The sequence below is a fragment of the Pseudoalteromonas sp. J2K-J031 genome (genome assembly GCF_058197095.2).
In genome coordinates, this window is record NZ_CM200279.1 from 748931 (window position 1) to 775865 (window position 26935).

25 protein-coding genes are annotated in these 26935 nt (G+C 41.2%); 12 read left to right on the plus strand and 13 right to left on the minus strand.

The genetic code is table 11. The features are described from left to right. Window positions 1-204 precede the first annotated feature (204 nt). From AC3KZC_RS03410 to AC3KZC_RS03425, 4 genes are all read left to right on the plus strand, one after another. Entirely contained in the window at window positions 205-1155 is a 951-nt protein-coding gene (locus AC3KZC_RS03410) for a porin (RefSeq protein WP_490579154.1), read from the plus strand. 421 nt (window positions 1156-1576) lie between these two features. Continuing rightward, entirely contained in the window at window positions 1577-2266 is a 690-nt protein-coding gene (gene phoB, locus AC3KZC_RS03415; protein ID WP_490579153.1) for a phosphate regulon transcriptional regulator PhoB, read from the plus strand. An 86-nt stretch (window positions 2267-2352) separates the two neighbouring features. Next, the gene (gene phoR, locus AC3KZC_RS03420) at window positions 2353-3675 is read left to right on the plus strand and encodes a phosphate regulon sensor histidine kinase PhoR (RefSeq protein WP_490579152.1); all 1323 of its coding nucleotides are present in this window, start codon (window positions 2353-2355) and stop codon (window positions 3673-3675) included. A 105-nt stretch (window positions 3676-3780) separates the two neighbouring features. Continuing rightward, a complete protein-coding gene (locus AC3KZC_RS03425) occupies window positions 3781-4749 on the plus strand; it encodes a PstS family phosphate ABC transporter substrate-binding protein (protein ID WP_490579151.1) in 969 nt (322 codons plus the stop codon). Between the two features lie 291 nt (window positions 4750-5040). Here AC3KZC_RS03425 and AC3KZC_RS03430 read toward each other — a convergent pair whose 3' ends face one another. The 8 genes from AC3KZC_RS03430 to sfsA all read right to left on the minus strand — a co-directional run bounded on the left by AC3KZC_RS03430 (window position 5041) and on the right by sfsA (window position 11231). After that, window positions 5041-5274: a hypothetical protein gene (locus AC3KZC_RS03430; RefSeq protein ID WP_490579150.1), complete on the minus strand. Its 234-nt coding sequence runs from the start codon at window positions 5272-5274 to the stop codon at window positions 5041-5043. 15 nt (window positions 5275-5289) lie between these two features. After that, window positions 5290-6141: a pantoate--beta-alanine ligase gene (gene panC / locus AC3KZC_RS03435; protein ID WP_490579149.1), complete on the minus strand. Its 852-nt coding sequence runs from the start codon at window positions 6139-6141 to the stop codon at window positions 5290-5292. Next, on the minus strand, window positions 6141-6935 hold the full coding sequence (panB, locus tag AC3KZC_RS03440; protein WP_490579148.1) for a 3-methyl-2-oxobutanoate hydroxymethyltransferase: 795 nt from the start codon (window positions 6933-6935) through the stop codon (window positions 6141-6143). Before panB ends, panC begins: the two co-directional genes overlap by 1 nt. Window positions 6936-6969: 34 nt before the next feature. Further along, complete coding sequence (gene folK, locus AC3KZC_RS03445) at window positions 6970-7455, minus strand: 2-amino-4-hydroxy-6-hydroxymethyldihydropteridine diphosphokinase (RefSeq protein WP_490579147.1); 486 nt, start codon at window positions 7453-7455, stop codon at window positions 6970-6972. A gap of 1 nt (window position 7456) precedes the next feature. After that, on the minus strand, window positions 7457-8830 hold the full coding sequence (gene pcnB, locus AC3KZC_RS03450) for a polynucleotide adenylyltransferase PcnB (protein WP_490579146.1): 1374 nt from the start codon (window positions 8828-8830) through the stop codon (window positions 7457-7459). A gap of 175 nt (window positions 8831-9005) precedes the next feature. Next, window positions 9006-9908: a tRNA glutamyl-Q(34) synthetase GluQRS gene (gluQRS, locus tag AC3KZC_RS03455; RefSeq protein WP_490579145.1), complete on the minus strand. Its 903-nt coding sequence runs from the start codon at window positions 9906-9908 to the stop codon at window positions 9006-9008. An 11-nt stretch (window positions 9909-9919) separates the two neighbouring features. Then, complete coding sequence (gene dksA, locus AC3KZC_RS03460) at window positions 9920-10363, minus strand: RNA polymerase-binding protein DksA (protein WP_490579144.1); 444 nt, start codon at window positions 10361-10363, stop codon at window positions 9920-9922. A gap of 160 nt (window positions 10364-10523) precedes the next feature. After that, window positions 10524-11231 carry a DNA/RNA nuclease SfsA gene (sfsA, locus tag AC3KZC_RS03465; RefSeq protein WP_490579143.1) on the minus strand — a complete coding sequence of 236 codons (708 nt, stop codon included), beginning with the start codon at window positions 11229-11231 and terminating at the stop codon, window positions 10524-10526. Between the two features lie 91 nt (window positions 11232-11322). Between sfsA and pepB the strand changes: the two genes are divergently transcribed. The 3 genes from pepB (at window position 11323) to AC3KZC_RS03480 (ending at window position 14416) form a co-directional block, all read left to right on the plus strand. After that, window positions 11323-12618, plus strand: a complete 1296-nt coding sequence (pepB, locus tag AC3KZC_RS03470) for an aminopeptidase PepB (protein ID WP_490579142.1) — start codon at window positions 11323-11325, stop codon at window positions 12616-12618. Window positions 12619-12791: 173 nt separating this feature from the next. Further along, entirely contained in the window at window positions 12792-13655 is an 864-nt protein-coding gene (locus AC3KZC_RS03475; RefSeq protein WP_490579141.1) for an urea transporter, read from the plus strand. Between the two features lie 197 nt (window positions 13656-13852). Beyond that, a complete protein-coding gene (locus AC3KZC_RS03480; RefSeq protein WP_490579140.1) occupies window positions 13853-14416 on the plus strand; it encodes a phosphoribosyltransferase in 564 nt (187 codons plus the stop codon). Between the two features lie 240 nt (window positions 14417-14656). On the opposite strand, the gene AC3KZC_RS03485 is transcribed toward AC3KZC_RS03480, so the two are convergent. Next, a complete protein-coding gene (locus AC3KZC_RS03485) occupies window positions 14657-15313 on the minus strand; it encodes a Crp/Fnr family transcriptional regulator (protein WP_490579139.1) in 657 nt (218 codons plus the stop codon). Between the two features lie 275 nt (window positions 15314-15588). Here AC3KZC_RS03485 and AC3KZC_RS03490 point away from each other — a divergent pair, with 275 nt between their 5' ends. Beyond that, the gene (locus AC3KZC_RS03490; protein ID WP_490579138.1) at window positions 15589-15819 is read left to right on the plus strand and encodes a uroporphyrinogen decarboxylase; all 231 of its coding nucleotides are present in this window, start codon (window positions 15589-15591) and stop codon (window positions 15817-15819) included. Between the two features lie 26 nt (window positions 15820-15845). Here AC3KZC_RS03490 and ubiM read toward each other — a convergent pair whose 3' ends face one another. Together ubiM and AC3KZC_RS03500 are read right to left on the minus strand one after the other, a co-directional pair. Further along, entirely contained in the window at window positions 15846-17000 is a 1155-nt protein-coding gene (gene ubiM, locus AC3KZC_RS03495) for a 5-demethoxyubiquinol-8 5-hydroxylase UbiM (protein WP_490579137.1), read from the minus strand. An 80-nt stretch (window positions 17001-17080) separates the two neighbouring features. Then, a complete protein-coding gene (locus AC3KZC_RS03500) occupies window positions 17081-18727 on the minus strand; it encodes an amidohydrolase (RefSeq protein ID WP_490579136.1) in 1647 nt (548 codons plus the stop codon). Between the two features lies 1 nt (window position 18728). Here AC3KZC_RS03500 and AC3KZC_RS03505 point away from each other — a divergent pair, with 1 nt between their 5' ends. The 3 genes from AC3KZC_RS03505 to AC3KZC_RS03515 all read left to right on the plus strand — a co-directional run bounded on the left by AC3KZC_RS03505 (window position 18729) and on the right by AC3KZC_RS03515 (window position 22993). Next, the gene (locus tag AC3KZC_RS03505; protein WP_490579135.1) at window positions 18729-21482 is read left to right on the plus strand and encodes an ATP-binding protein; all 2754 of its coding nucleotides are present in this window, start codon (window positions 18729-18731) and stop codon (window positions 21480-21482) included. A 1-nt stretch (window position 21483) separates the two neighbouring features. Further along, a complete protein-coding gene (locus AC3KZC_RS03510; protein ID WP_490579134.1) occupies window positions 21484-22722 on the plus strand; it encodes a response regulator in 1239 nt (412 codons plus the stop codon). A 100-nt stretch (window positions 22723-22822) separates the two neighbouring features. Then, window positions 22823-22993, plus strand: a complete 171-nt coding sequence (locus tag AC3KZC_RS03515; RefSeq protein WP_490579133.1) for a transposase family protein — start codon at window positions 22823-22825, stop codon at window positions 22991-22993. Between the two features lie 86 nt (window positions 22994-23079). Here AC3KZC_RS03515 and pdsS read toward each other — a convergent pair whose 3' ends face one another. Both pdsS and pdsR read right to left on the minus strand, forming a co-directional pair. Then, window positions 23080-25224 carry a proteobacterial dedicated sortase system histidine kinase gene (gene pdsS / locus AC3KZC_RS03520; protein ID WP_490579132.1) on the minus strand — a complete coding sequence of 715 codons (2145 nt, stop codon included), beginning with the start codon at window positions 25222-25224 and terminating at the stop codon, window positions 23080-23082. Beyond that, window positions 25224-25913, minus strand: a complete 690-nt coding sequence (gene pdsR / locus AC3KZC_RS03525; protein WP_490579131.1) for a proteobacterial dedicated sortase system response regulator — start codon at window positions 25911-25913, stop codon at window positions 25224-25226. The genes pdsS and pdsR overlap by 1 nt, the downstream gene beginning before the upstream one ends. Window positions 25914-26134: 221 nt before the next feature. Here pdsR and pdsO point away from each other — a divergent pair, with 221 nt between their 5' ends. Next, window positions 26135-26881: a sortase-associated OmpA-like protein PdsO gene (pdsO, locus tag AC3KZC_RS03530; RefSeq protein WP_490579130.1), complete on the plus strand. Its 747-nt coding sequence runs from the start codon at window positions 26135-26137 to the stop codon at window positions 26879-26881. Window positions 26882-26935 lie beyond the last annotated feature (54 nt).

The window sequence follows — 26935 nt, forward strand, 5'->3', positions numbered from 1 at the left end:
TGGATCACACCTTAGATAACGAGTGTCACACTAGCAAAGCCGATTAATACATCAATTAAGTGCGATAGATTTAGATTATTTGATTGTTTTGCATGGCGTAACTTGATCTCGTTCATTTTATAGACGACTTTTAAATAAGACAAAAACACAGCCTACTTGCTTTTATACATGTGTTAGGCCGCCTGCACTAATAAGGGTTTCATGATGAAAACAATTGTAACAAACGCAGTATTACTGAGTTCGGCATTACTCTGCTCTACGGCATATGCTGAAGACCTAAAGCTTTATGGTCGTGCGCATTTAGGGGTTCAAAGCTCTGATGTTGGGAATGGCCGAGAAACCGATATTGAATCTTATGCATCACGATTAGGGGTCGTTGCTGATCATAAAGTTAGCGATAGTCTTGAAGCCGTTTTTCGTTTTGAATGGGATGTTAATGTCACAGAGCAAGATAATGATGGCTCTAAAGACGGTAATTTAACGGCACGTGATCAATACATGGGGTTAAAAGGAAAGTTTGGTGAAGTGATGATTGGTCGTATGGATACCACCATGAAAAAATCAGAGAATCAAGTCGATGTAATGAATGATTTTTCGGCAGATATCAAAGCGCTATTTAATGGTGAGAATCGTTTAGGTGATTCGGTCCGATATGAATCCCCCCTCATGGGCGAGGTTAAATTTTTAATCACTTATGTTGCTAAAGAAAATAGCAAACAAAATGATGAAAATGGGATTTCAGCAGCAGTTACTTACGGCGATAGTAAGTTAAAGCGCACCAATGTGTATTTAGCGATTGCCCGAGATGAAAAAGTGGCAGGTTATACAATTACCCGCTTAACAGGTCAGTTCCAATTGGGTGATTTAATGCTCGGTGGTATGTATCAAGAAAGTGAAAAAGATGCAGATGGCACTGATGGTGATGGGTATATGTTAAGTGCAGCGTATAAAATTGACGATTATAAGTTACTAGCCCAGTACCAACATAGTGATATGGTGTTTGGTAAATTAAAAGATACAGGTGATGCTGCGTCTTTAGGTGTTGAGCGAAAACTCAGTAAACAAGCACGTATGTATTTACTTTATAGCATGTTTGACATGGATACGATTGATGATCAAGATCATTTAGCTTTGACGCTGCGTTATGATTTTTAAGGTGCACTTTAATGCTATACAGTCGTTATTTGTCCTTAATGTTTTAGATTACTCCTGAAACTAAATGGTTTTCGGTGTTGCAGAGATTAAATTTGTTTTAACGGACACTGAAAACCATGATTTTATCAATCTCACCACGAAACTTATTTGATTTTTTTCATTTGCTTATAGCTACTAGATGATTTTTTTATTAAAAAATAATGAACGTGACTATTTTTCAATTTTAAAATGTAATAATTATGATAGTTTAACTAAAATTTATATTATATTTATCCATTGTAAATCATAAAGTTAAATTCAATATGACGTATTTAGTTTGTTTGTGTTTCAGATTTGAAGCCAAAATGAAGGCTTTTTCATAAAAATGTCATAATTAGTCATAATAATAGCTGCAGTTTACAGTACTGAAGAGAGTTAAAGGATGTCACGTAGAATACTTGTCGTTGATGACGAAGCACCCATTCGCGAAATGTTGGTGTTTGTACTAGAGCAAAATGGATTTCAAGCTATCGAAGCAGAAGATTATGACTCAGCCATTGCAGCGGTTATGGAACCCTATCCCGATATGATTTTATTGGATTGGATGTTACCAGGTGGCAGCGGTGTACAAATAGCAAAAAAAATTAAGCAAAGTGAATATACCCGCCATATTCCAATTATCATGTTGACCGCGCGTGGTGAAGAGGAAGATAAAGTCAAGGGTCTTGAAGTAGGTGCCGATGACTACGTTACTAAGCCTTTTTCACCAAAAGAATTAATGGCTCGGATTAAAGCGGTTATTCGAAGGGTATCACCAACCTCTCTCGAAGAAGCGATTGAAGTGCATGGATTGCGTCTTGACCCTATTTCACATCGTGTTACCTCTGCTGGTAGCGAACTTGATATGGGGCCTACGGAATTTAGATTACTTCATTTTTTTATGACTCATCCAGAGCGAGTTTACAGCCGTGAGCAGTTACTTGATCATGTGTGGGGCACAAATGTGTACGTAGAAGATCGAACCGTTGATGTCCATATTCGACGTTTACGCAAAGCCATTGCACCGATGGGACATGATAAATTAGTGCAAACGGTTCGTGGCTCTGGGTATCGTTTCTCTAGCAAGGTTTAATATAAAACGTATTGTTATTCCCTTTAAGTCGGTATTAAAATTGCGGTCTTAAAGGGAAAGCAATGCCGTAGCAAAAGAGTCGATTTATGTATCGAGTTATTAATAAGCGCACTCTCACTAAGCGTTTAGTCATTTATTTTTTACCTCTTCTTTTAATAGGAGTCCTCATAGGGGCTCCTTTTTTACTGTTATTTTTAGGTTCAAGTGTGCTGATGTTTTGGCATTACCGACAACTTTATCGTCTTAGTGATTGGCTTATTAATCAGCGAAGTTTTAACCCGCCTGAAGGTGATGGTGCATGGGAACAAATATTTGAAGGAATTTATCGTTTACAGCATCGTAATCGAAATAAACGTAATGAATTAGCCGAGCTTATCCGTCGTTTTCGCGAGGGCGCTGAAGCGGTACCTGACGCAGTGATTGTATTACAACGAGACTTAAGTATTGTTTGGTGTAATCAATTGGCATTAAAGGTTCTTGGTTTAAAGTGGCCGATGGATCATGGTCAGCGATTAGATAACTTAATTCGTCATCCTAAGTTCTCGCAATATATGCAGGCAAAGGTATTTGAAGAGCCGCTAGAGTTAATTTCGCCTTTGGGCATAGAGCAAGTACTTGAGTTTCGAGTGATGCCTTATGCGGATGCGCAGTTGATGATGGTGGTGCGAGATGTCACTCGCTTAAAGCAACTTGAACAGATGCGTAAAGACTTTGTTGCGAATGTTTCACATGAGCTGCGTACCCCATTAACTGTAATTGCAGGCTACCTTGAGATGATGGAGTCAGACGAACTCCCCCCTGCACGCGTTTGGGGTAAAGCGCATGGCACTATGCTTGAGCAATGTAAGCGGATGGACAGCCTTGTTAGTCAACTTTTGTCATTATCACGAATAGAAGGCCTGCGACGCCTTGAACAAGATAAAAAAGTCGATGTACCTAAAATGCTAAGGTTAGTGATGGTTGAAGCCAAATCTTTAAATCGTGAGAAGGGCCACACGTTACGATGTGACATTGACGAAAATTTATATGTCTTAGGTGCAGAAGATGAGTTACGCAGTGCTTTTTCAAATTTAGTGTTTAACGCAGTCCATTATACCCCAGCTAAAGGTGAGATAACGGTCAAGTGGTGCATGAGTGATGGTGTTGCACATTTTAGTGTGACAGATAATGGCGATGGCATCGCGCCTGAACATATTCATCGTTTAACAGAGCGTTTTTATCGGGTTGATAAAGCGCGATCACGTAAAACGGGTGGTTCAGGTTTAGGGTTGGCGATCACAAAACACGTTTTATCGCGTCATGAGAGTGAATTGGTTATTACCTCAGAAGTGGGGAAGGGTTCGTGTTTCTCATTCTCGTTTTTAGCTAATCGCGTCAAGCAACAAACAGTACAATCTATATTGCAATAAGATTAATCAGGTCATAAAAGTGTCATGTTCGAGTCATCTAACTGTCATTAAAACAGTCGAAAATAGACGCAATTAAAGAAAATACATTCACGTGGAGTCACCCGGATGAAATTTAAAAACACCGCTGCAGCAATCAGTTTTGCAGTTACAACCTTAGTTACAACTCAAGCCTTTGCAATGGATCAAGCCATTCCAGAGTACACAAAAGTAAGTGGTATTTCAGGTAACTTTTCTTCAGTTGGCTCAGATACATTGGCAAATATGATGACCTTTTGGGCTGAAGAATATAAACGCCAATACCCAAATGTAAATATCCAAATTCAAGCGGCTGGTTCTTCAACTGCACCACCGGCATTAACAGAAGGCACTGCAAACTTCGGCCCTATGAGCCGTAAAATGAAATCGAAAGAAATTGAAGCGTTTGAAAAACGTTTTGGTTATAAACCAACAGAAATTCGTGTTGCTATCGATGCTTTAGCGGTGTTTGTGCATAAAGATAACCCAATTGAAGGGCTTCGTATTGACCAAGTAGATGCTATTTTTTCTTCAACCCGTAAATGTGGTGCAGATAAAGAAGTAACACGTTGGAGTGATGTGGGCTTAACGGGTGAGTGGGCAACTAAAGATGTACAGCTTTATGGCCGTAACTCAGTATCAGGTACTTATGGTTACTTTAAAGATAAAGCTTTATGTAAAGGTGATTTTCGCAATAACGTCAATGAGCAGCCAGGTTCTGCTTCGGTAGTACAGTCAATCTCATCTTCTGTGAATGCGATTGGTTACTCAGGTATTGGTTACAAAACATCGGGTGTTCGTACAGTACCGATTGCTAAAAAAGGTGATAATTTTGTTGATGCAACCATTGATAACGTAGCCAGTGGTCAGTATCCACTATCACGTTTTCTTTATGTTTACGTTAATAAACACCCAAATAAAGCGTTATCACCAATAGAAAGTGAATTCTTAAAAATGGTATTGTCGAAAATGGGTCAAGAGATCGTTGAAAAAGATGGTTATGTTCCACTGTCTGCAAAGCTGGTTGAGCAAGAGCTTAAGAAACTAGGTTTGAAATAACCGAACTCATTAATTCGATATAAAAAAGCCAGTCTAGAGACTGGCTTTTTTATTGCAGCTTGTAAAATCAGATCAGAAGTAATACCAATCACGATAAGTAAGTGATCAACAATAGCGTAGGAAAAACGCTTGAGAACAAGGCTGAATTTTTCGATAAGTAGTTATTCTACAATCAAAAAATCTAACGAAGTTATCGAGTGTTTTAACAAGCTAGGGTGATCAGTTATTTATTACGATTGGTATAAGCTCAATATTGGATAATAAATTTAGCTCCGGCAGCCTTATTTTAAACTAAGATGCGTCTATTACTACTTCGGCTTGGCTTTTACAGCTATTGTGTGAGTCTGAGCATTTTGTTTCACACACGGATTTAACCAGACCATCACCAGAGCTTCGCATATCGCAGTTTTGCTGACACTGAAACAACTCTTGGCTACAGCGATTGAGCTCAGGGTGACTGTTTTGGCAGCCAAATAGCATTAAAACACTAAACCCGATACACGCACGTTTGCTGATGGTATTCATAGTCATCCTTTATGATTATTCCAAATTAAACTGTAAATTATCAATTAAACGTACTGATCCTAAAAACGCAGCAGCTAAAATGATAAGCTGTTTATCTTGCGATTGTGCAGGTTTAAGTGATTGTCTCGCCACAATATTATAGTAGTCAGGTTGTAATCCTGCTGCGGTTAATTGCACTTTTGCGTCAGCGACAACTTGCTCAATAGACACGTCACCCACTTTTAATGTTTCAGCGCTTTGGCACAGGGTTTCATAAAGCACCTTTGCTGTTTCTTTTTGCTCTGGCGTTAAATAGCCATTGCGAGAACTCATAGCAAGGCCGCTTGGCAGGCGTTTGGTGGCAACAGGAATTATTTCAACCGCAAAAGATAAGTCCTCAACCATGGTACGAATAACCTGAAGTTGCTGAAAATCTTTTTCACCAAAACATGCATAATCTGGTTGTACTAAATTAAATAACTTGGCCACAACCGTTGCGACACCACGAAAGTGGCCAGGGCGACTACCGCCACAATGGCCCTCAGAGACACCGATCACTTCGATATAGCTTTGGGCATCTAGCCCTTTTGGATAAATGATGTCAGGTGTTGGGGTAAAGAGTAAATCGGTATGTAATGCTTCTAATCCAAGTTGGTCTTGTTCAAGAGTTCTAGGGTATTTATTTAAATCTTCACCGGCACCAAATTGCATTGGATTAACAAAAATGCTGACCACGACTTTATCGGCCACTGATTTTGCTTTTTCGACCAAACTAAAATGGCCTTCATGAAGGTTGCCCATTGTTGGCACAAACGCGACGGTTAAGCCTGCTTGTTTCCATGCTTTAACTCGGCTACGTAACGATTGAATAGTTGAAACTGTTTGCATTAATTAAACTCGTGCTCAGTACCAGGGAACGCGCCGCTGGTCACATCATCTAAATATTTTTTTACTGCTGCGGGCATGTTGCCGGTCTCAAGTAAAAAGTTTTTCGAAAATTTTGGAATATAACCGGCAGAAATTCCAACCAAATCATGCATTACTAAAATTTGGCCATCGGTTAGTTTTCCTGCGCCAATACCAATCGTTGGAATTGATACGCTTTGTGTTATACGTTGCGCAAGCACTGAAGGGATGCATTCAAGTACTAATAATTGTGCACCGGCACGCTCTAAAGCTTGCGCATCTTGCACCATTTTATCAGCTTGTTCGTTTTCACGGCCTTGGATTTTAAAACCACCAAAAACATGCACAGATTGTGGCGTTAAGCCTAAATGACCACACACAGGAATACCTTGAATCGTGAGTGCTTTAATGCTGTCGTAAAGCCATTCACCGCCTTCTAATTTAACCATGTTAGCACCGGCACGCATTAACTCTGCCGCATGTTTACAGGTGTCGGTTACATTGGAGTACGTCATAAACGGCATATCTGCAATCACAAATGTGTCTTTAGCACCCGCACGGACACAGCGTGTATGGTACGCAATATCTTGATTAGTTACGCCAAGGGTATCGGATCCGCCTTGCAGTACCATGCCCATCGAATCGCCAACTAGCAGGACATGAATACCGTTATCTTGAAATAGTTGTGAAAAGCTAGCGTCATATGCTGTGAGCGCTGCAATTTTACGCCCTTCAGCTTTCATTTTTTTTAACGTAGAAACCGTAATTTTAGCCATAAAGCCCCCAGATAATGCCTGACATTATCCTGTATTAACGTGAAATAGGTGTTAAGCCATTTAATGGCACTAAATTGAGCAACGCCGCAATGGGCTTGCCATTGGGTAAGAGTAAATCGGCATTCAGTTCAGCTAATGGATAAAGCACAAATTCGCGCAGCTCCAATCCATAATGCGGCACAGTGAGTCGCTCGGTATTAATAATATCGTTATCGTACAACAAAATATCGATATCCAGCGTGCGAGGTCCCCAGCGCTCTTCTTTACGGACGCGGCCGCAATCGAGTTCAATTTTTTGAGTCTGATCAAGTAAAGCAAGTGGTGCTAAAGAGGTGGTTATTTTTACCACCGCATTGACATAGTCGGGCTGATCTTGCGGGCCCATTGGTTTGCTGCTGTAAAACTGCGATACCACAATATTGTCTTGTCCCACCAAAGAGCCAAGGGCAGCAACAGCTTGTTCAAGCTGTTGCACGGGGTGATTGAGGTTTGCACCGAGACCTAAAAAGACAACCGCCATATTATTGTTCCGAGTTATTAGGCTTTTTACTAGGAAAGCGACGGCGCGGGCGTTTACGGGCCGCAGGTTTTTTGTCTGAATGTTCAGTTCTTTCGCTTGCTTCATGTTTATGAAGCGGTGCTGGCACTATATTTTCGCGCTTTTGATATTCAGTCCACCAATTAGCTAACTCTTGCAGTGGTTCAGGTGTAATTTGGGTGCGCAGTAATAAAAAGTCAAACGCGGCTCTAAAGCGTGGTTGTTGTGCTAGGCGGTAGGCACGTTGACCACCACGTTTTGGCAAGCGTAATTGAATTTGCCAAATTTCACGGGAGCCTTGAGTAAAGTGTTTTGGTACAGCAATGCATTGTGCATTTTGTGCCACGACTTCATTACCTGCTTGGGTATAGGCTTCGTATTCATCAAGTTTAGACTCTGCCATTAACTGTTTAGCCCGTTGGACAACGGGGTACCAAAGTAAGGCTGCAAATACAAAAGCAGGCGTGACTTTTTTATCCGCATTAATACGCAGATCGGTATTAATAAACATCTGATTAATCAGTTTTAATTCTTCACCGGTTTTTGATTGTTCAATAATCAAATCAAGAGCTGGAAATAATTGTTTAAACAAACCGTACTGACGCAATGCGACAAAGTTTTGCTCAGCTTTACCATTTAAAAACAGTTTAAGTACTTCTTCAAATAAACGCGCTGCAGGAATATTCGATAATAAATCTGCAAGTTCATAAATTGGTTTTTCAGTCTCGGGCGCAATGGTCATATCGAGTTTGGTGGCAAAGCGGATCGCTCTGAGCATTCTCACCGGATCTTCGCGATAGCGTGTTTCTGGGTGACCAATTAGTTCAATGCGACGATGTTTGATTGCATCCATGCCATTGGCATAATCATGAATACTGTAATCGTTGATTGAGTAATAAAGTGCATTAATAGAAAAGTCACGGCGCTCTGCATCTTCATCGATAGAACCAAAAACGTTATCGCGCAGCAATTGTCCTTCAGTGCTTGATTGGCTGATTGGATTTTTATCTTCACTGCCTTCGTGATGGCCGCGCATTGTGGCGACTTCAATGATCTCACGTCCAAATACAATGTGCGCTAAACGAAAGCGACGACCAATAATACGACAGTTGCGAAATAAGCGTTTAACTTGCTCCGGCGTTGCATTCGTGACCACATCAAAATCTTTGGGTGTGATGCCGAGTAAGACGTCTCGAATACATCCGCCAACTAAATAAGCGTCATAACCACCGTCTTTTAAGCGATAAAGTACTTTAATTGCGTTAGGGCTAAAGTCTTTTCGAGAGACGTTGTGTTCTGCTCTGCCGATAATTAGCGGCAAATTGCTGTTTTTATTTACTTTTTTTTCAGTTTGCACGCTGCTTTTACCGGTTAGTTTTCGACAAAAATTAATTAGTTTGGAAATAATAACGCGTCTCCTTCGGCTGGTTGGGGTAACTTGGCCATTTTTAGGTGGCTATCATATAACAGCGCAGCGCAAAACTTAATAGCCCTGAGCCGCTAAGTGATTTTTTATCTAAAATAGCTGGTAATTATTGGTGATGTAAGACGATTTCGGTCTGTTTAGGGACTAAGCTGGTTTGCCATTGTCCCATTGCCCATTCAAGTAAAGTGCCGACTGAGCTATTGATAAGATCGATAGGCGGTGTAAACCCTAAAAAAGACAGTGCTGAATATAACGCAGATGAAGGGTTTTGCGTGTCTATTGCTGGGGCATGATTTTGTTTTGAGAGTTTAAAACCTGGCTCGACCACGGCTAAAGGCAAATGTGCAAAGGCAGGAACGGCTTGGTTTAATAAATGATAAATACTAATTTGGCGTACCGTGGGTTCAAGTAAATCTGCGCCTCGTACTATGTGACTAATTCCTTGTTCAATATCATCAAGAACTACCACTAATTGATAAGCAAAAAGTCCATCACTGCGTTTAATAATAAAGTCTTCGTTTGCAAAGCTTGCATCCACGCTTATCTGGCCTTGAATACGGTCGTGAAACTGCAAGCAAGGTTTGCTCTGTTTTATTCTGATTGCGTGGTGATCAAATGGGTGACCGGCATTTTTGCAGCTATTAAGGTAAATCCCACCTTGGTTTTTTATTTCTTTTCGGGTGCAAGTACAGGCATAAACTTGGTTGTTTTTAATGAGTTGGTTAAGGGTGTGTTGATATAAATCGAGACGTTGGCTTTGATATGCTACCGCTTCATCCCAATGTAATCCAAAGGCATCAAGGGTATGCAAAATTGTATCGCTTGCACCTTTAACAACGCGTGGCGTATCAATATCTTCAATACGAACGAGCCATTTACCAGCGTGCGCTTTTGCGTCAAGGTAACTACCAACGGCAGCGATAAGTGAACCAAAATGGAGGGCGCCTGAAGGTGAAGGGGCAAATCGACCTCGATAAACCCCTACTTCAGAAGAAAAAGCAGGATCCATACTACAGAGTATTAACCACGACCCGATTGCTTTTCTTTGATTTCTGACAACGTTTTACAGTCAACACATTGGTCTGCTGTTGGGCGCGCTTCTAAGCGGCGGATCCCAATTTCAATACCGCATGAATCACAGTAACCGAAGTCATCGTTCTCAATTAATTGTAATGTTTTTTCGATTTTCTTAATTAATTTACGCTCACGGTCACGAGTACGTAGTTCAAGAGAAAATTCTTCTTCTTGCGCTGCGCGGTCAACCGGGTCAGGGAAGTTTGCTGCTTCATCCTGCATATGTGTTTTTGTGCGGTCAACTTCACTGCGTAAGTCGCTGCGCCATGCTTCAAGAATCGCTTTGAAATGAGCGAGTTGCGCATCATTCATGTATTCTTCATTTGGTTTTTCTTGGTACGGCGCAACACCCGCCTGAGCCAGTAAACCTAATTTTTTTTGCTCCGGCATAACACTCTCCTAATCCTTACTTTCAATCCCGGTCAAAGTCGGCGGGTATAAATACCAGAAACTTACACCCTAGGCAAATACTTTATGTATTAATTCATTAGTATTACCGATAACTGAGACTTAGGCAGTTTTTATTATTTTATATGATAGTTAGTCTTTATTAACTGTTAAAAGGCACTCGCTTATTTAGGGTTATCTCTTTGGTGCTAATCTGTGTGTTGTAACAAATAATTTCGACCCCAGCGTTAAGCGCTGCTTTAATGCCATCAGTATATTTTATATCTATGTGGCTTGCAGGTTGTACCATTGCAATGCCTTGGTGCTGCACTAAAAAAAACAAAACAGCACGATAGCCTTGCTGCTTCATTTCAATTAATTCGCGTAAATGCTTTTGCCCTCGGCTAGAAACAGCGTCTGGAAAATACCCTTGGTTATTATCACCTAATAAAGTGACAGATTTAATTTCAACATAACATCGTATGTCAGCATTATTACTGAGTAATACATCAATGCGGCTATTTTCACTGCCATATTTAACCTCTGGTGTAATGTGACTGTAGCCATCTAGTTCAGGTATTTGATTTAAATGAAGTGCTTCAAGCACTATCTTGTTGGCCAAAGCGGTATTTACGCAAATCAGGTGTCCTTGATTATTTTGCGTCAACTCTAAACTGTGTGGGTATTTGCGTTTTGCATTTGTACTGGTTGAATAAAATGCGCTAAAACCAGAGTTTGCGCAGCCTGTCATCGCACCGGTATTGGCGCAGTGGATAGTGCACTGCGTTTGGTTTTCTTTGGTGATGTCGACTAAAAAGCGTTTATAGCGTTTTATTAACGTTGCACTTTGAAGTGGCGGCTCAAATTTCATGATTAACTCGCAATATTCGTCTCAATCTGTTGGGGGAAATGATCGGCTATAGTAGACTCAACCCACTCATAAAACGCAAGAGATATGGAACATGTCACAATCATTTATCGTTCGCCTAACTGAACAGGCTGCTGCGGCTCATTGGGGCCAAAACACGCAATTATCATTTGACCAAAGCGGCGCGTTAATTCATTTAACCGAGCAAGAAACACTGAAAAACATCCAAAAAGCAGGCCGTGCCATTGCAGCGCAAGGCATTAAAGCGGTGCAATTAGCTGGCGATGCGTGGTGCACTGAAAGCCAGTGGGCGTTTTATCAAGGTTTTGTTAGCCCAAAACAACTAGGCGGCGTGAACTTTGTTGAAAATGCGCAATCAGATTTAGCTGAATTAGCCCAATTACAACAAGCGGCAACCTGGGCGCGTACCATGATCAACGGCACTGCAGATGATGTTTACCCTGAATCATTAGCTGAAAAAGCGGCTGAATTTATTCAATCTTTAGCTCCTGAGCATGTAAGTTATCAAATCATCAAGGGCGATGCATTGCTTGAGCACCAATGGGTTGGTATTCATGCGGTAGGTCGCGGTAGTGATCGTAAACCTGCGTTATTAATGCTTGATTACAACCCTACAGGTGACGCAAATGCACCTGTTGCAGCTGCGCTAGTGGGTAAAGGTATTACTTTTGATTCGGGCGGTTATTCAATTAAACCGTCTGAAGGCATGTTAGGTATGAAATGCGACATGGGTGGCGCTGCGACTGTCACTGCTGGTTTAGCACTGGCTATTAGTCGTGGTATCGACAAACGTATTAAGCTGTTTTTATGTTGTGCTGAAAACTTGATTTCAGGTGGCGCTTATAAATTAGGCGATATCCTCACTTATAAAAATGGCACCACGGTTGAAATCGTTAATACTGATGCAGAAGGCCGCTTAGTATTAGCTGATGGCTTAATGGCCGCAGGCGAAACCGGTGCACCATTAATTATTGATGCAGCAACATTAACGGGTGCAGCGTTAATGGCGGTTGGCACGCAATACAATGCATTATTTGGTTTAGATAAAGCGTTAGTGCGTGATGTACAGCAGTTTGCAGAAGATGAATTTGAAGCGGCATGGCCACTTCCACTTGAAAAGTGGCATCAGCAACAATGCCCATCGGCGTACGCCGATACCGCTAATAGTCGCGCCCAAAAAGGCGGTGGTTTTGGTGGTGCATCAAATGCGGCAGGGTTCTTATCTCGTTTTGTACCAAACGAAGGTCAAGGTTGGGTACACATCGATTTAGCAGGTTGTTTCCAAGATAGCGCTGGCGCGCAGTGGGCTGCGGGTGCAACAACAATGGGCATGCGCACCGTAGCACGTACCTTGTTAGAAAAAGCGTAACTACGCAGCAACTTCATTTATATTTTAAAAGCTCACTGTTTTCAGTGAGCTTTTTTTATGACGCTGATTTTTGAGTTTGATGGGTAAGTGAATTCGCTTGAAAAGCTGGCTCAACTTATTTATAAAGCGCCAATATTTATCATCTAACACTTATTTCAGAGCATGGATCAACGATGAGCCTAACGCAGCAACTTCAGCCTTTTATCTCGTTGGTTTTTCGTGGTTTGGGCCAAATCATGTTGCAAAATAATCCAATCACCGGGATATTCTTTTTATTGGCTGTCTGGGTGAGTGCTCCTTGGCAAGCGCTTGCGATGTTGTTTGGTGCCACGCTTGGTACCTTACAAGCTAGGTTATGCGGGTATAACGAACACGCCTATCAGCAAGGAGTGTTTGGTTTTAACAGCGCATTAGTGGCGTTGGCTGCCAGTTTTTTTTATCCCCATGCATTGTGGGGCACTTTGGTGCTGGCGTTTTGTGCAATGCTTTTGGCCACGCAACTGATGGCCTTCTGCGTTAAACGAGCATACCGAGGGTTTACCAGTCCATTTGTGTTAGGGACATGGCTCTTGTTGTGCGTTTTGCAACAACTAGGCGTTGAACCAGCGCCGAATCTGATTAAAACAGGATGGGATTGGTCATTGCCGCTTGCCCTGCAAGGCACGTTACAGGCATTTTCACAGGTGTTTTTTCAGAGCAATAATATCGCAGGATTATTGATTATCATTGGGCTTGCGATCCATCAGTTAAAAACCACGATCATCACGGTGCTGGTGGCTGCTGCAATTGCAGTTGTGCTGCCTTTGTTTGGCGTATCTGATTGGGCAAAGGCTGGGTTAGTGGGGTTTAATGCGGTGCTATGCTGTTTAGTTTTTGCCAATCACAATTCGTATTGGCCACTTGGATGGGCAGTGTTAATGAGTATTGGCTTGATGCTGCTGGCGTTAAGTTTTGGTATTACCGTTTTAACCGCGCCGTTTGTGATTGCGAGTTGGTGTGTATTGGGTGCACAAATGTGGCGTCGCACTGACTGTTAAATTAAAACCAGTGCGATTGTGATACTTTAATTTATTGAGTTTTTTATAACAAAAAGTATGGAAATTAACTTCTTTTAGTATTTTTGCTCTAAATTAAGCCGAACTTGCGAAATTTATAACTAAAGTCCACGCTTTTGTATTAAGATCCGCCACCAATTTTTGCTACACAGTCCTTTTCTGAATTATGGGGAGCACACATGTCAGATAAACGTTATATCACCGCTCAGCAATTACTCGAGGATTCGTTCCGTGTTGCCGCACAGGTTTATGAAGATGGTTTTCGCCCTGATTTCATTATCGGTATTTGGCGTGGCGGTGCACCGATTGGTATTGCAGTACAAGAATATTACGATTTTAAAGGGGTTGAGACTGACCATATCGCAGTGCGTACGTCGTCTTATTACGGGATTAACCAGCAATCAAAAGACATTAAAGTGCACGGTTTGCATTACATTATTGAAAATGCCAATGCGAATAACTCATTGCTGATTGTTGATGATGTATTTGATTCAGGTCGCAGTATTTATGCTTTGAAAGAAAAGCTACAAGAATTAATGCGCTTAAATATGCCAGCCGATGTGCGTGTTGCCTGCCCTTATTACAAACCAAAAAATACCAAAGTAGACATGAAGCCCGACTATTTTATTCATGAGTCTGATGAATGGTTGGTATTTCCACATGAATTATCGGGTTTAACGCCAGATGAAATCATTTCAGGTAAAACGGATTTAGTAAATATTCAGCATTTATTGGTGAAATAATTTACTCTCAATCGGATTATTAAATAAAAAAGGCCATTTAATGGTCTTTTTTATTTACGGGAGTTATACCAATCGTAATAAATAACTGATCACCCTAGCTTGTTAAAACACTCGATAACTTCGTTAGATTTTTTGATTGTAGAATAACTACTTATCGAAAAAATCTGCCTTGTTCTCAAGCGTTTTTCCTACGCTATTTTTGATCACTTACTTATCGTGATTGGTATTATTTAATTGAAATTAACGCTGTAAAAAATTATCTATAAATTCTTCAAGTGCTTCTTCATTAACTGGCTTTAGGCCTGAGTCGGTGCGCGAGACTAAGCCTTTTTCAACTAACTCACTGACTACACGGCGATAAGCACGCTCTGTTGTGGCAAAGCGCTCGGCTTCTGCTATCACGGTTTGATATGGGCGAAGGGTGGTTGGGCCGCTGTGACGTGCCCGTGTGAGACAGTCTTTAGCGATATTATAACTCAGGGGAAGTAACAGTTTGTCGAGGTTCACTTGCTGATTTTCAGCAAATTTAGCCGCAATGCTTTGTGCGGTATATAAACTGAGTTCAGGTTGGCTGAGTAATAATTCACGCCAATGTTTAAGTTCAATTAAGTTATAACAGACATCACTTTTTGAGGTAACAGTATAAATCCCCGGTTTATTATTGAGGGCTTCTATTTCACCAATGAGGGTATTATTACAGTCGAGTTGGCCAAGTAACAAACGTCGGCCATTACCCACATCATAACTAAAAGACACAGTGCCAGAGCGTACCAACAACAGTTTTGTGAATGGCTGCCCTTGATGTAGCAAGGTTTTCTCTTTTACTTGATTAAAGCTATTGCCTGCAAATGACAGCAGTTGTTCAACCAAATTGGAGGAGAAATGATATTGGAACATAACGGAGTGTGCTCTCTTACTTTGGGGTTCGGACAATTGTCCTTTAATTAAAAACCGCAAGACCTTAACATCTTTGTCAATTTACACCAATCCACAATGAAAAGAAAAAGCCTTTATTCTATATTTAGCTCGGTTTTTTAACCGAATGAGTTATGGAGTTATCCCGTGACTGAACGTCCCCGCGCAAGTTGGTAAACACATTCAGTGGGCTATTGAGTGGATTGGTTTTTTTATTCTGACTACCAACCAAGTAGTTAAACATAATGAGGTGAACGATGAGCTGGGAATATTTAGGGTATTTAGCGTCAGTATTATTGGTTGCCTCACTTATGATGAGCAATGTAACTAAGCTGCGCTGGTTAAACTTAGCGGGCTGCATTGCATTTACCTTTTACGGTGTCGCAATTACGGCTTGGCCTGTCGCCATTACCAATGGATTGCTTTCTTTAGTTAATATTTATCACCTGTATAAATTGCATCGTACAGAAGAGGGCAAAGCTAAATAACCCTCATACAGGGTAATAAATCAATCTCAACTCTGTTGCGTGAGCTTATTTGTAATGGCTTGCTTGAGTGGTGTAAAGTGGTTTGAAAAACGCAGCAGTATTTTTCGCGCTAATTTTGCAGGTGGATTTTCACTGGTAAATAATTGCACTATACCATTGGTGCCATAGTACATAATGCGCGCTTCTTTTTGTTGTTCAATGTGATAGGGCGCAAGGGTCTGTTCGCTGAAGTAGGCAATGTTATTCTCTATTGCATCAGTAATTACCTTTGCCAAACGCGTTGCACCTACTAACCCTAAGTTAAAACCATGTGCAGTGACAGGATGCATTCCCACCGCAGCATCACCGAGCAATGCCACGTGCGCTTTACTAAATTTTGCCGCAAATACGCCTACCAATGGGTATGAAAAGCGCGCCGTACTTAGGTGCATGTCACCTAAACGATGAGCTAAAGCATCAGTAATAAATCGGCTGAACTCATCATCACTTAATCCCAATAAATCGGTAGCTGTGTCAGTATTTGCAGTGACCACAATGGATGATTCGCCTTCACTTAAGGGCAAAATCGCTAATGTATGGCCGTAATGAAAGCACTCATGAGCTGTAAATTGATGGCCTAATTGGTGGCGCATCCGACACACAATCGCGGTGCGGGCAAAATCTTTTATTGCCGCACTTATTCCCACTTGGCGTCGTGTTGCTGAAAACCGAGAGTCTGCGGCTATTAATAGCGGGGTATCAAATTGGCGGCCATCAGCGAGTGTGACTTGATAACCAAGCTCACTTTTTATCACCTGCTGCACTTTAGCTTGCCAAATAAAGTTAACATTTGGCTGCGGTGCAACCGCTTCATATAAAGCTTGGCGCAGTTGATGATTTGACACTAAAAAGCCAAGTGGTAGTTTATGTTCGCTAAAATTCAGCGAGTAGGGCGAATGGCCATCTTGTACTTTGGCCGCTGCAATGGGGTGTGCTTGCAGCTGCGACCAAATACCAAACTGTTTTAAAATAGCCAATGATTGATGAGTGAGTGCAATATCGCGACCATCATAGTCGGGAGTTGCACACTGTTGCTGGCTTTGCTGTTCAATCAAGGTGATATTGAGGCGGCTGTGAGCTAGGGCTTTTGCCAGTGCAAGGGCGCTTGGGCCTGCGCCAATAATAATTAAGTCTTTGTTCATAACCGCTGCCTTTATTGAGAGAAGCTCAGCATAAAGGCAGCGAATATTTTTTAGTTGATGTGTATCAAAATGCGGTGAATTTACCGTTTATATTTTTGCTCACCAGCTAACCAAGTTTCAAGTACTTGGGTTTTATAAATATCGGCCGCATCAATGGTGAAAATGTCTTGGTCAATTAAAATAAAATCAGCCCACTTTCCTTGCTCCAAAGAGCCTAATTTAAATTCTTGATGCGCCGCATAAGCGGCATCAAGACTAAAGGCTCTAAAGGCATCTTTGCGACTCAAAGCTTCGTTATTACGCCAGCCTCGCTCTGGCTGTTGGTTGTGATCCATTCGGGTAATTGCGGCATACAAGCCATCAAAAATATTAGCTAATTCAACCGGAAAGTCTGATCCTGCTGCTACTTTTGAACCTTGATTTAAGAAACTTTGCCACGCGTATGCGCCTTGTAATTGCATTGCATTAAGGCGTTGTTCTGCCATGTGCATATCAGATGTTGCATGCACAGGTTGCATTGACGGAATAATGCCTAGCGCTTTAAAACGAGGAATATCAGCAGGGGTCACAATTTGTGCATGTTCTATGCGATTGCGCAGTAATTTACCGCCGGTTTTTTTAAACACATTTTCATAGGCATCAAGCACTGTGTGGTTGGCCATATCGCCGATAGCATGCGTATTGGCACTAAAACCGTATTTAAAACTGAGCTCAAAGAGTTGCTCGAGCTTTTCTTGGCTTTCAAGCATTAGCCCTTTGTGGCCGGTGCGGTCAGCGTAATCATCAATCAGTGCGGCGCCTCGGCTACCTAAAGCGCCGTCGGCATAGATTTTAACACTGCGAATGGATAAAAAGTCATGCTGTTCTTTATACACGCCAGCTTGCATCATGGTTTCAAGTTTCGGATCGGTTGCACTTAACATGGCAAAAATACGTACGGGGAGGGTATGCGCGCTATCGCGTTCTTTGTACATTTGCCATGTTGGGTAATCAATGCCCGCATCGTGCACAGAGGTGATCCCAAGGGCTAAGAGGTGCTGACCTGCGGCATCAAGGGCTGAATTTAACTGTTCTTTACTTGGTTGTGGTTGGTGAACACGAATAAGTTCTTCGGCTTTATCAATAAAAATACCGCTAGGCTCACCATTTTCTAAACGTAAAATCTCGCCGCCGACTGGGGCTTTAGTGCTTGAGTTAATGCCTGCAAGTTCCATTGCTTTGCTATTGACCCACACCGCATGGCCATCAACTCGCGATAAAATAACTGGGCGATCGTTCACGTATTTATCTAAGTCGGCTGCTGTTGGGAATTGTTTTTCTGGCCAGTTTTCTTGATTCCAACCGCGGCCAATAATCCAGCCAGATTTACCTTGGGCAAAACGGCTTAACTGCTCACCGATTTCGGCTTTTGAACGAGTATTACGTAGCTCCAGTTGCACTAAGTTTTGACCCAAACCAATAACGTGGCCGTGGGCGTCAATTAAACCAGGTAGTAAAACCTGTTGTTTACCGTCAATTTTGTTAGCTTGGCTATAACTTGTTAATAAGCCTTCATCACCGGTTCGCACCACTTTGCCATCTTTAAATACGAGAGTTGAAAAGGTTTTAAGCTCGCCTTGGCGGGTAAGGGTATACCCTTTAACGTTATGAATAAGTTCAAATTCGGCTAATGCCGAAAAACTGCTGCCAAGCAGCACGGTGGCAGCAATCAGTTTGTGTAGTGTCATAATGATTCTCGTTGTTTTTTATTCAACAATAACAATATTATATGCTTTGGCAACAGTTGATTTTGTTACCTTGGCGACTATCTTTAATTTAGATAATAAAAGTGTCAGGTGGAATGTGACGATTAACTTAGATTTAATTAGCAATGCTGCATGTCGAGTCTCATTACAAGGTATATTAATCGATAGCAATGCGCTTTTTGCTCAAAACGAGATATTAAATAGTGCACAAGCGCAATTGCAAATGCAAGTGAGACTACATAGACAATCAGGTAATCAAAAATATCAATTTGATTACCTCAATTATGTGATCTCGGTCTTGAGTATTGAGTTGGTTAATGAGGAGCTATTATTAACGTGCGACATAACATCACTTGAAAATAAAAATAGTCGTTTAGCGTCAGGTTCGTTTCTTTCCTCTGCTTTTTGTGATGTTTTAGATTCGTTATCAGATGGAATGATTCTATGTAATGGTGAAGGTGAAATTTCATTTTTTAATCGACAAGCAAAAAATTTTTTTCAAGATGTCGATTTAAATCGTTTTATAGGGGGGTCATTGGAACGAGCGATTGGTTTTCTTATTTATTCAGAATGCCAAGAGCATATTTATGATTATGAAGAGCTAATTTATTTAACTCATCAAAAAAAATCGAATAGCTTGCCGACAGAGTTTCAGCTTGTGACAGATAGAGGGGTAGTGTATCAGTGTCATCATAATATAACGCCATCGGGTTTAAGATTACTGGCGATTATTGATAATTCTTATACTCAGCAACTAACAGAGCAATTTGATAATGCTTATTTGCAAGCAAGCAATTTAAGTGAGGCTAAAAGTCATTTTATGGCGGCTATGGGGCATGAAATACGTACTCCATTAAACGCAATTATAGGGCTGTTAGATCTCACCATTGATGACGCACAATTTAAAGGTAATTTAAATATAAAGACAATACATCGCAGTGCACATCAATTACTTGATTTACTCAATGATGTGCTTGACTTTACGAAGTTTGAGGCTGGTAAAATTACACTTGATTTAATCCCCTGTAATCTGCAAGTTTTATGCGAAAATGTAATTGAATCTTTTTCATCAGGAAACTCCCCCGAAAAAGACGCTTGGCTTTCATTATATTTTGACCCCTCCATCCCGATTTTTATTCAAGTTGATGAATTACGTTTAACTCAAGTACTAAGCAATTTAATCAGTAATGCAATTAAGTTTCAAAATGGCCAAACAGGTAAGGTTATTTTGCACGTAACGTTAAAAGCAGACCTTCAAGAGGGTGCAGGAGAGATCCAACTGCGTTTTAAAGTGGTTGATAATGGCATTGGGATCTCAGAAGAAGATCAGCTGCTAATTTTTGAACGATTCAGTCAGGCCAATAAACATATTCATGGTCAATTTGGCGGCACAGGCCTGGGGCTTAATATTAGCCAAAATATTTGTCATTTAATGGGTTCTGAACTTCACGTTGAGAGTAAGTTAGGCCATGGTGCGACGTTTTATTTTGATGTAACTATGGCTGTATTTGAGGCGCAGAAAGTTGAATACGCACAATTGCGTCAACCGACAAGACAGCATTATTACAGCAACAGTGAAAGATTTGTCGAAGCGCTTGGCTTTTACACCCAATATTTTAATTTTTCTGTGGAATATAAAAAGTTCACGGTTGATTTTATTGCTAGTGAGTTTGATTGGTTTTTTATCAACCCGAGTTATTTAACTGCGGATGAGCTCTCTTTTCTAGAGCAGTACTGTCCAAGTCAGCACAATATAGCGATATTACTAGATGACTCTCTTCCTGTAGAGTTAAAAAACTACCCTGTTTTTTATCAATTTCCTATTCGTCTTTCGGCGTTAAATCAATTAATTGAAAACCCAAATGAGTATTTACTACTAAGTAAAACAAATACAGAGCATACATTAGCGTATTTAGATTTGAGCCAATTGACAGTATTAGTGGTTGAGGATAATTCAGATAATACGTTTGTTATTGACCAGCAACTACGGTCGTTTGGCGTCCATGCAGATTTTTATGATCAACCTAAAGAGGCTGTCAATGCTTTTCAAAATAAACGATACGACGTGATTATTTCTGATTATCAAATGCCGGGGTTAACCGGTGCGCAGTTTACCGAAAAAATTCGTAAAATCGAATTTGAACAAGAGCGAGATTTAGTAACAATAGCCGTGTTGACAGCAGACAAAACTAACGAATGTTTAGAGTTATGTTTGGAGGCTGGTGCAGATGAGGTGTTCATTAAGCCATTTTCACGAGAAAATATTTACGCCTTTTTAGAGCAAGTATTACTTCATAGCGATGATGACTTTATGCAAGACAATGAGTTATTTTTGAATGGTGATGATGACGGCTGGAACATAGGGCAGAGCCATCACGACAAGCTTTCTTGTCGCGAGCCTTTCGATTTATCGGTGATTTCACAATTTGTAGGTGACATTGACCCCAAAACATCAACTGAATTTTTAACTCGTTATATTGGTAATATGAAAGAGCGATTGTTTCAAATTGAAGCCGAATCAGCTCTCGATAATTTTGCACAAGTAAAAAAATTAGCGCATAACTTAAAGAGTAGCGCGCTTTATATTGGAGCCAAACAGTTAAATTGTCAGTGCCAGCAATTAGAGAATGTATTATCCGCCACACCAATAAATGTCGAACTATATGCTGATTTAGTTGAGAAAATTATTATGGAAGTAGCAAAAATTATTGAATTACTCGAAAAGCGGGTTCTGTGAAATGAAAAAAGAAGGTGGAAGTCATATTGTCCTTGTGACTAAGGATATTGATGAAGTGAAGCTATTATTGAGTATTTTAAATAATAGTTTTCAGCGTGTATTAGTAATAGGGGAAGTTGAGTTACTTGTAGAGCAATTAATAGAAGACACAACAAAAGTTTTTTTGATTTCTAATGAAGTATTTCATGAGTCGCTATCATTTTATTATGCCGCGATGGATAAGGTTGGTAATCGCGCTATTTGTGAGCATTCGGTTGTGACCTTGATTTCAAGATTACAAGAAAATAGCGCGTTTGATGCTGTGAAATGCGGCATTGTTGACGATTATCTGGTCGCTCGTCCTTTGTATGAGTTGCATCGGCCAGTGGTTATTTGTCAGCGCTTACTGGAGATGATGGGAGTAATAATGCCGAGCGAAAAAAGTGAAGACTTTTTGATTCGACATAGTTTATTTTCTGATGAAGCGAAGGTAGTGATCGAGCAAGGTGTTAATCGTAAGAATGAATTAAAAGATGCGTTTTCACAGAGCCTAAGAAATATTGATAAAGCACTAGATGAAGCATCCGATAAAATTCAACATGATCAAAAAGTAAAACTAGATTTGGATATTTTAAAAAATACACTTTCTGCTATACGCTCGGATGCAATACGGCCTGAATTATTAAAGCTGCAATCAAAAGCAATTAATTTATTACAAAAAATAATTAGCGAAGATGCCGATGAGGTCGATGCACAAGCAATAATAGATTCGGCAACAGAGGTAAAAAAGTCAGTCCCAGAGCCTTCGTTTAATAAGTTGCATAATACAGGTATCACAAAACTTGACATTGCGACGCCGCCAGTGAAGAAAGAACCTCCCAAACTTTTGTTAGTAGAAGACGATGAGGTGAGTTTAAATATAACCCTTGGTTTATTTAAACATTTAAATGTACATATTGAAACGGCTGTTTCGGGTCGGCGGGCCTTTGATGTATTAATGAAAACAAAATTTGACTTGATATTGATGGATATTTTTTTACCTGATACCAACGGTTTATATTTATTAAATCAAGTTTGTAATACACAAAGTATTAATAAAGAAACTCCAGTCATTATGTTGACAGGTAGTAGTAATAAAGCAACGGTGCGCAAGGCTATTATGACAGGTGCGAAAGGTTATATTATTAAACCATTGTGCAAAAATGTTATTTTAAAACTCTTTGAAAAGTATCAATTGGTATTAACCAGAAAAAAAGTATAGCGACCATATTCGTTTAAATTCGGTGTACTTCCAGCGCAAGAGCACGAATTTTACTTTGACTTAAAAATATGAACTTATACTTTTTTAAGCTAGCACTTTTATGTCTGAATCCCTACTTCTGAAATACTTCGCATTTATTGATGATCCTCGCCAAAAAGCTAAAGTTATTAACAAGCTCTTTTATATCATAGCTTTACCTGTTAGTGCTGTTATTTTAGGATGCCAAGGTTGGGAAAGTATTGAAGATTTTGGGCGCGATAGACTCAACTAGCTTAGAAAGTTTATACCATTTGAAAGCGGGTTGAGTTTATAGTGTTTTTTCATGCTCTTGACCTGAGTGATTATTCAGACCCCAGGTTATTTATTAACAGGTATAGGCAAGGTTAAAATAATTACGACACCTTGTGGATTTTTGACGTTATTGGCGTTAATCCGGCCATGGTGAAACTCGGCAATTAAGCGGGCAACATATAAACCAAGCCCTAAATGGGGCTGTTTTTGCATAGCTTGACTGCGCACCGAGACCATAGAATCAAAAATATGGTCGCCAATTTTATCGGGCAGGGCTGGCCCTTGATTGCTGATGGTGAGTTTGGCATTTTTATCATCATGGCTGAGCTCAACCACAATCGGGGTCTGTGGGGTGGCAAACTCAATGGCATTGTTAATGACTTTATCGAGCAATTGGGCAATAAACTCCGGCACCCCGTTGAGCATAATGGGCTGCTCAGTGAGCTTTAGCTCAAAACGCTCGGTTGGATAAGTCATTTGATAGCCCTGCATACAGCCGTTAATCACTTTCGTTAAATCAAACATTTGACGCTCTGAATGGGCAATACTTTGCTCTAAACGAGTGGCTTCACTCATAGTGGTAATAATTTTATTGAGTCGATTAACACCTTCGGTAGCGCGGTCGATGTATTTTTGTTGCTCAGGCGCGAGCTCATCAAGCTGCAAGCTTTCAAGTGATGAGCGTACCACAGCCACAGGCGTGCGTAACTCATGAGACAACCGCGATGACATATTTTCTAAATAATGGGTGTAACCCCCTAAGCGGCCAACAATATTGGCAAAACTTCGCGATAAGTCGCCAATTTCATCACCCGCATTTGAGCTTTTAATCTCGCCGAGCACACGACCTTGTGGGTCGATAGCTTGTTCGGCTAAATCCCGTAATCTTCGAATGCGCGATGAAATGCGCGAGGCAAAAAAGAATAACGTAAATGTGCCAATCAGCATCACCGCTAAAATAACGGTAAAGAGTTTTTCAAGGGCTTTGTTGCGAATGGAGCGCACGCCATTGGTGGTTTCTTCTGCAATCACTGCGCCCATCACGTTATCATCAATCCAAATGGGATAGGCTGCAGATAAAATAACGGCCTTTTTATCTGGCGTGAGGCGCCAGCTCGATTCAGCGCGCCCTTTAAGTGCTGCTTTAATATGCGCACCTTCGAGGGCGGCATTATCATAAAGTTCATCAATAAACTCATCGGCAGGGCGGGTTAAAATCAAATAATAAAGTGGATGAAGGTATTCTTTTTCAAATTGATCCCACCATGACGTAGGCTGCTCAGATCCATCAAGACTATTGGCCCACACGCCATCGGCATGTTTGATATCACCCGATTGTGCCAGCACCCGATGATGGGTATCGACCACCCAAATTCGGCTGCCAGAGTGACCCATGCCTTTGATAATTCGTTCAATTTCGGGCGATGGTACCAGTACCGTACCCAGCTCAGTTAAATTGTTAAGGTTTGAAGTTGCCATGGTTTTAACGCCCGTATTGGGGCCATCCCAATCAACAATGGCAAAACCGAGTTTTTTACCCAGCATGTTAAGCGGTAAGCGCAATTCAATGTGATAGCCGCCCTCGGCCAGTTTCAAATGGCCTTGAATTTGAGGCACAACCGATAAATCGGCTTCATCATAGGCGGTGATCCAGCCTTGTTGTCTTGGCGCAATAATATAGGTTTTTAAACTGCCATCACTGTCTTGAAACGCAATTTTAAGATGGTCGTTGCGGGTAATACTTAGACTATTGGCTGGGCGAAAAACTACTTGCTGATCAGTAACATCAAAAATGGCATAAAGGTGTTTCTCGTATTTGCCGACCATGTGTTCAAACGCTAAATCATTGTTTTGGTGCTGCTCATTTTGTGGCAGTAAATAGCGACTATCGTATTGCCAAAATAGCGGGCGATACAGCTGCCATTCGTTAAAGTCTCCATCGAGTTTAATTGGGCCATTGATGTTGTAGGCATATAAATCACGGCCTTTTTCAACTTGTTTTAAAAAGCTGGCTTGGCTATCAAACAAGGCTGGGCGTTCATGTAATGCGGTGGCGAGTGCTCGGGTCGTGCCAACTAAGGTTTTTTCTTGGCCTTTGCGCAGGTATTTTTCCATTTCCCACACATATTCATAACCAAGCCAAGGCAGAAGCAGCAAAAAGCTCGATAACAAAATAAATTGGCTGCGCAAACCAAAGCTGGCACGGCGCATTAGCTGTGCTCCCAGCGATACCCCATGCCATAAACGGTATCGACACAGTTAAAATCGGCGTCCACTTTAATAAATTTTTTTCGAATTCGTTTTACATGAGAAGTAATCGTGGAATCATCAACGTAAATTTTGGCATCGGTCATTAAGTCGTTGCGACTTTTAACATGGCCTGGACGCTGCGCGAGGGCATGTACCATCCAAAACTCAGTAATGGTTAAGTCGATAGCATGGTCGTGCCAGCTGACTTGCATGCGATTGGTATCAATTTTCAGCGGCCCACGGCTGAGAATGTTTTGTGCAACAACGGGCACTTCTAGCGCCGCCATGCGGCGAAAAAGCGCCGCAATACGCGCCGCTAAATGGGGCAAACTAATGTCTTTGGTGAGGTAGTCATCTGCCCCCATGCGCAGGCCACACACGGTATCGATTTCGCTGTCGCGGGCGGTTAAAAAAATAATCGGCAAGGTTTTAGAAAGCGAACGTAAGGTTTGGCACAAGGTAAAACCGCCATCGATTTCATCACCAAGACCGATATCAACAATGGCTAAATCGGGCAATTGCTGTTTAAACGCCAGTTCCGCACTGTGGCGGTCGGCGTAACCTTGCACTTGATAGCCCTGCTTAGTGAGCATTTCAGTGTAGTTTTCGCGAATGGCGGTTTCATCTTCAACAATGGCAATGTGTTTCATTTTAGCTTGGCTTTTAACGCAGGTTTTAAATTCAATAAACGAACTATACCGAAAAAAATCAACTTGTAAGCAGTAAAACAGCAATTGCCTTTTTTTTGCCACAATTGATCGCCAGTTTGCCTTTTTTGCTCCCTTTTGTTGCCACTTGGCTGGTGTTTAATGAACTCCATCAAAACACACAAGCACTCCAACCAGTCTGCTTACTTTTTAGGAAGAACATTATGAAAAAGACCATCATTACAATCACACTTGCCACATTATTATCTGCGCCAGTTATGGCTAATGCTCAATCGGCAGAGCACACACCAAAGCGCGAAAATAAAGAACAAGCCATTGGGCTTGGTTCGGGGGCGTTATTAGGTGCTGCGTTAGGCGGCCCTGTGGGCGCATTTATTGGCGCGCTAACAGGCGGTTTAATCGGGCAAACCGCATCAGACAGCAAAATCATTAAAGCGCAGCAAGGTGACTTAGTGGCATTGCAACAGCAACAAGGGTTACAGCAGCAAACATTCATGGCGCAAAACGAAGCGCTCGAAAACCGCTTATCTGAAATTGAATTTGAGAAAAACAAACTGCAACAACAACGCTTAGATAATTTAATGGCGATGACTGTGCAATTTAGAAGTGGCTCAAGTGCCATTGAAACGCATTTTGCCAGCCAACTTGATGAAGTTGCGGCGGTATTAGCTCAAAACCCCGATTTATCGTTAGATTTGCAGGGGTTTGCCGACCGCCGTGGTGATGAGCAAGCCAACCTTATTTTATCAAAACAACGTGTTACTAATGTAAAAGCCTATTTGGTGAAACAAGGTGTGAGTGCGGTGCGGTTAAATACCGATGCCTTTGGTGAACAACATGCACTGGCTGCGCAGCAAGATTTTGAAGGTGACTTTTTTGATCGTCGCGTCACGCTAAAAGCAAAAAATAACCAACCAATTGAAGCAACAGCCAGTAACCAAAACTATTAACAGTTTACCCTGCAATTGCGCGAACCAGCCAATCAAACCGTGTTTGAGTGGGCC

What these genes read in the sequence shown, in the direction of transcription:
- ubiM (WP_490579137.1), bottom strand. Translation starts at nt 17,000, where the DNA reads ATGAACAAAGACTTAATTATTATTGGCGCAGGCCCAAGCGCCCTTGCA.
- gluQRS (WP_490579145.1), bottom strand. Translation starts at nt 9,908, where the DNA reads ATGGATCCTGCTTTTTCTTCTGAAGTAGGGGTTTATCGAGGTCGATTT.
- AC3KZC_RS03410 (WP_490579154.1), top strand. Translation starts at nt 205, where the DNA reads ATGAAAACAATTGTAACAAACGCAGTATTACTGAGTTCGGCATTACTC.
- phoR (WP_490579152.1), top strand. Translation starts at nt 2,353, where the DNA reads ATGTATCGAGTTATTAATAAGCGCACTCTCACTAAGCGTTTAGTCATT.
- AC3KZC_RS03425 (WP_490579151.1), top strand. Translation starts at nt 3,781, where the DNA reads ATGAAATTTAAAAACACCGCTGCAGCAATCAGTTTTGCAGTTACAACC.
- folK (WP_490579147.1), bottom strand. Translation starts at nt 7,455, where the DNA reads ATGGCGGTTGTCTTTTTAGGTCTCGGTGCAAACCTCAATCACCCCGTG.
- pdsS (WP_490579132.1), bottom strand. Translation starts at nt 25,224, where the DNA reads ATGCGCCGTGCCAGCTTTGGTTTGCGCAGCCAATTTATTTTGTTATCG.
- AC3KZC_RS03515 (WP_490579133.1), top strand. Translation starts at nt 22,823, where the DNA reads ATGTCTGAATCCCTACTTCTGAAATACTTCGCATTTATTGATGATCCT.
- pdsO (WP_490579130.1), top strand. Translation starts at nt 26,135, where the DNA reads ATGAAAAAGACCATCATTACAATCACACTTGCCACATTATTATCTGCG.
- phoB (WP_490579153.1), top strand. Translation starts at nt 1,577, where the DNA reads ATGTCACGTAGAATACTTGTCGTTGATGACGAAGCACCCATTCGCGAA.
- panB (WP_490579148.1), bottom strand. Translation starts at nt 6,935, where the DNA reads ATGGCTAAAATTACGGTTTCTACGTTAAAAAAAATGAAAGCTGAAGGG.
- AC3KZC_RS03430 (WP_490579150.1), bottom strand. Translation starts at nt 5,274, where the DNA reads ATGAATACCATCAGCAAACGTGCGTGTATCGGGTTTAGTGTTTTAATG.
- AC3KZC_RS03490 (WP_490579138.1), top strand. Translation starts at nt 15,589, where the DNA reads ATGAGCTGGGAATATTTAGGGTATTTAGCGTCAGTATTATTGGTTGCC.
- sfsA (WP_490579143.1), bottom strand. Translation starts at nt 11,231, where the DNA reads ATGAAATTTGAGCCGCCACTTCAAAGTGCAACGTTAATAAAACGCTAT.
- AC3KZC_RS03475 (WP_490579141.1), top strand. Translation starts at nt 12,792, where the DNA reads ATGAGCCTAACGCAGCAACTTCAGCCTTTTATCTCGTTGGTTTTTCGT.
- pdsR (WP_490579131.1), bottom strand. Translation starts at nt 25,913, where the DNA reads ATGAAACACATTGCCATTGTTGAAGATGAAACCGCCATTCGCGAAAAC.
- AC3KZC_RS03480 (WP_490579140.1), top strand. Translation starts at nt 13,853, where the DNA reads ATGTCAGATAAACGTTATATCACCGCTCAGCAATTACTCGAGGATTCG.
- AC3KZC_RS03500 (WP_490579136.1), bottom strand. Translation starts at nt 18,727, where the DNA reads ATGACACTACACAAACTGATTGCTGCCACCGTGCTGCTTGGCAGCAGT.
- panC (WP_490579149.1), bottom strand. Translation starts at nt 6,141, where the DNA reads ATGCAAACAGTTTCAACTATTCAATCGTTACGTAGCCGAGTTAAAGCA.
- AC3KZC_RS03505 (WP_490579135.1), top strand. Translation starts at nt 18,729, where the DNA reads ATGATTCTCGTTGTTTTTTATTCAACAATAACAATATTATATGCTTTG.
- dksA (WP_490579144.1), bottom strand. Translation starts at nt 10,363, where the DNA reads ATGCCGGAGCAAAAAAAATTAGGTTTACTGGCTCAGGCGGGTGTTGCG.
- pepB (WP_490579142.1), top strand. Translation starts at nt 11,323, where the DNA reads ATGTCACAATCATTTATCGTTCGCCTAACTGAACAGGCTGCTGCGGCT.
- AC3KZC_RS03510 (WP_490579134.1), top strand. Translation starts at nt 21,484, where the DNA reads ATGAAAAAAGAAGGTGGAAGTCATATTGTCCTTGTGACTAAGGATATT.
- AC3KZC_RS03485 (WP_490579139.1), bottom strand. Translation starts at nt 15,313, where the DNA reads ATGTTCCAATATCATTTCTCCTCCAATTTGGTTGAACAACTGCTGTCA.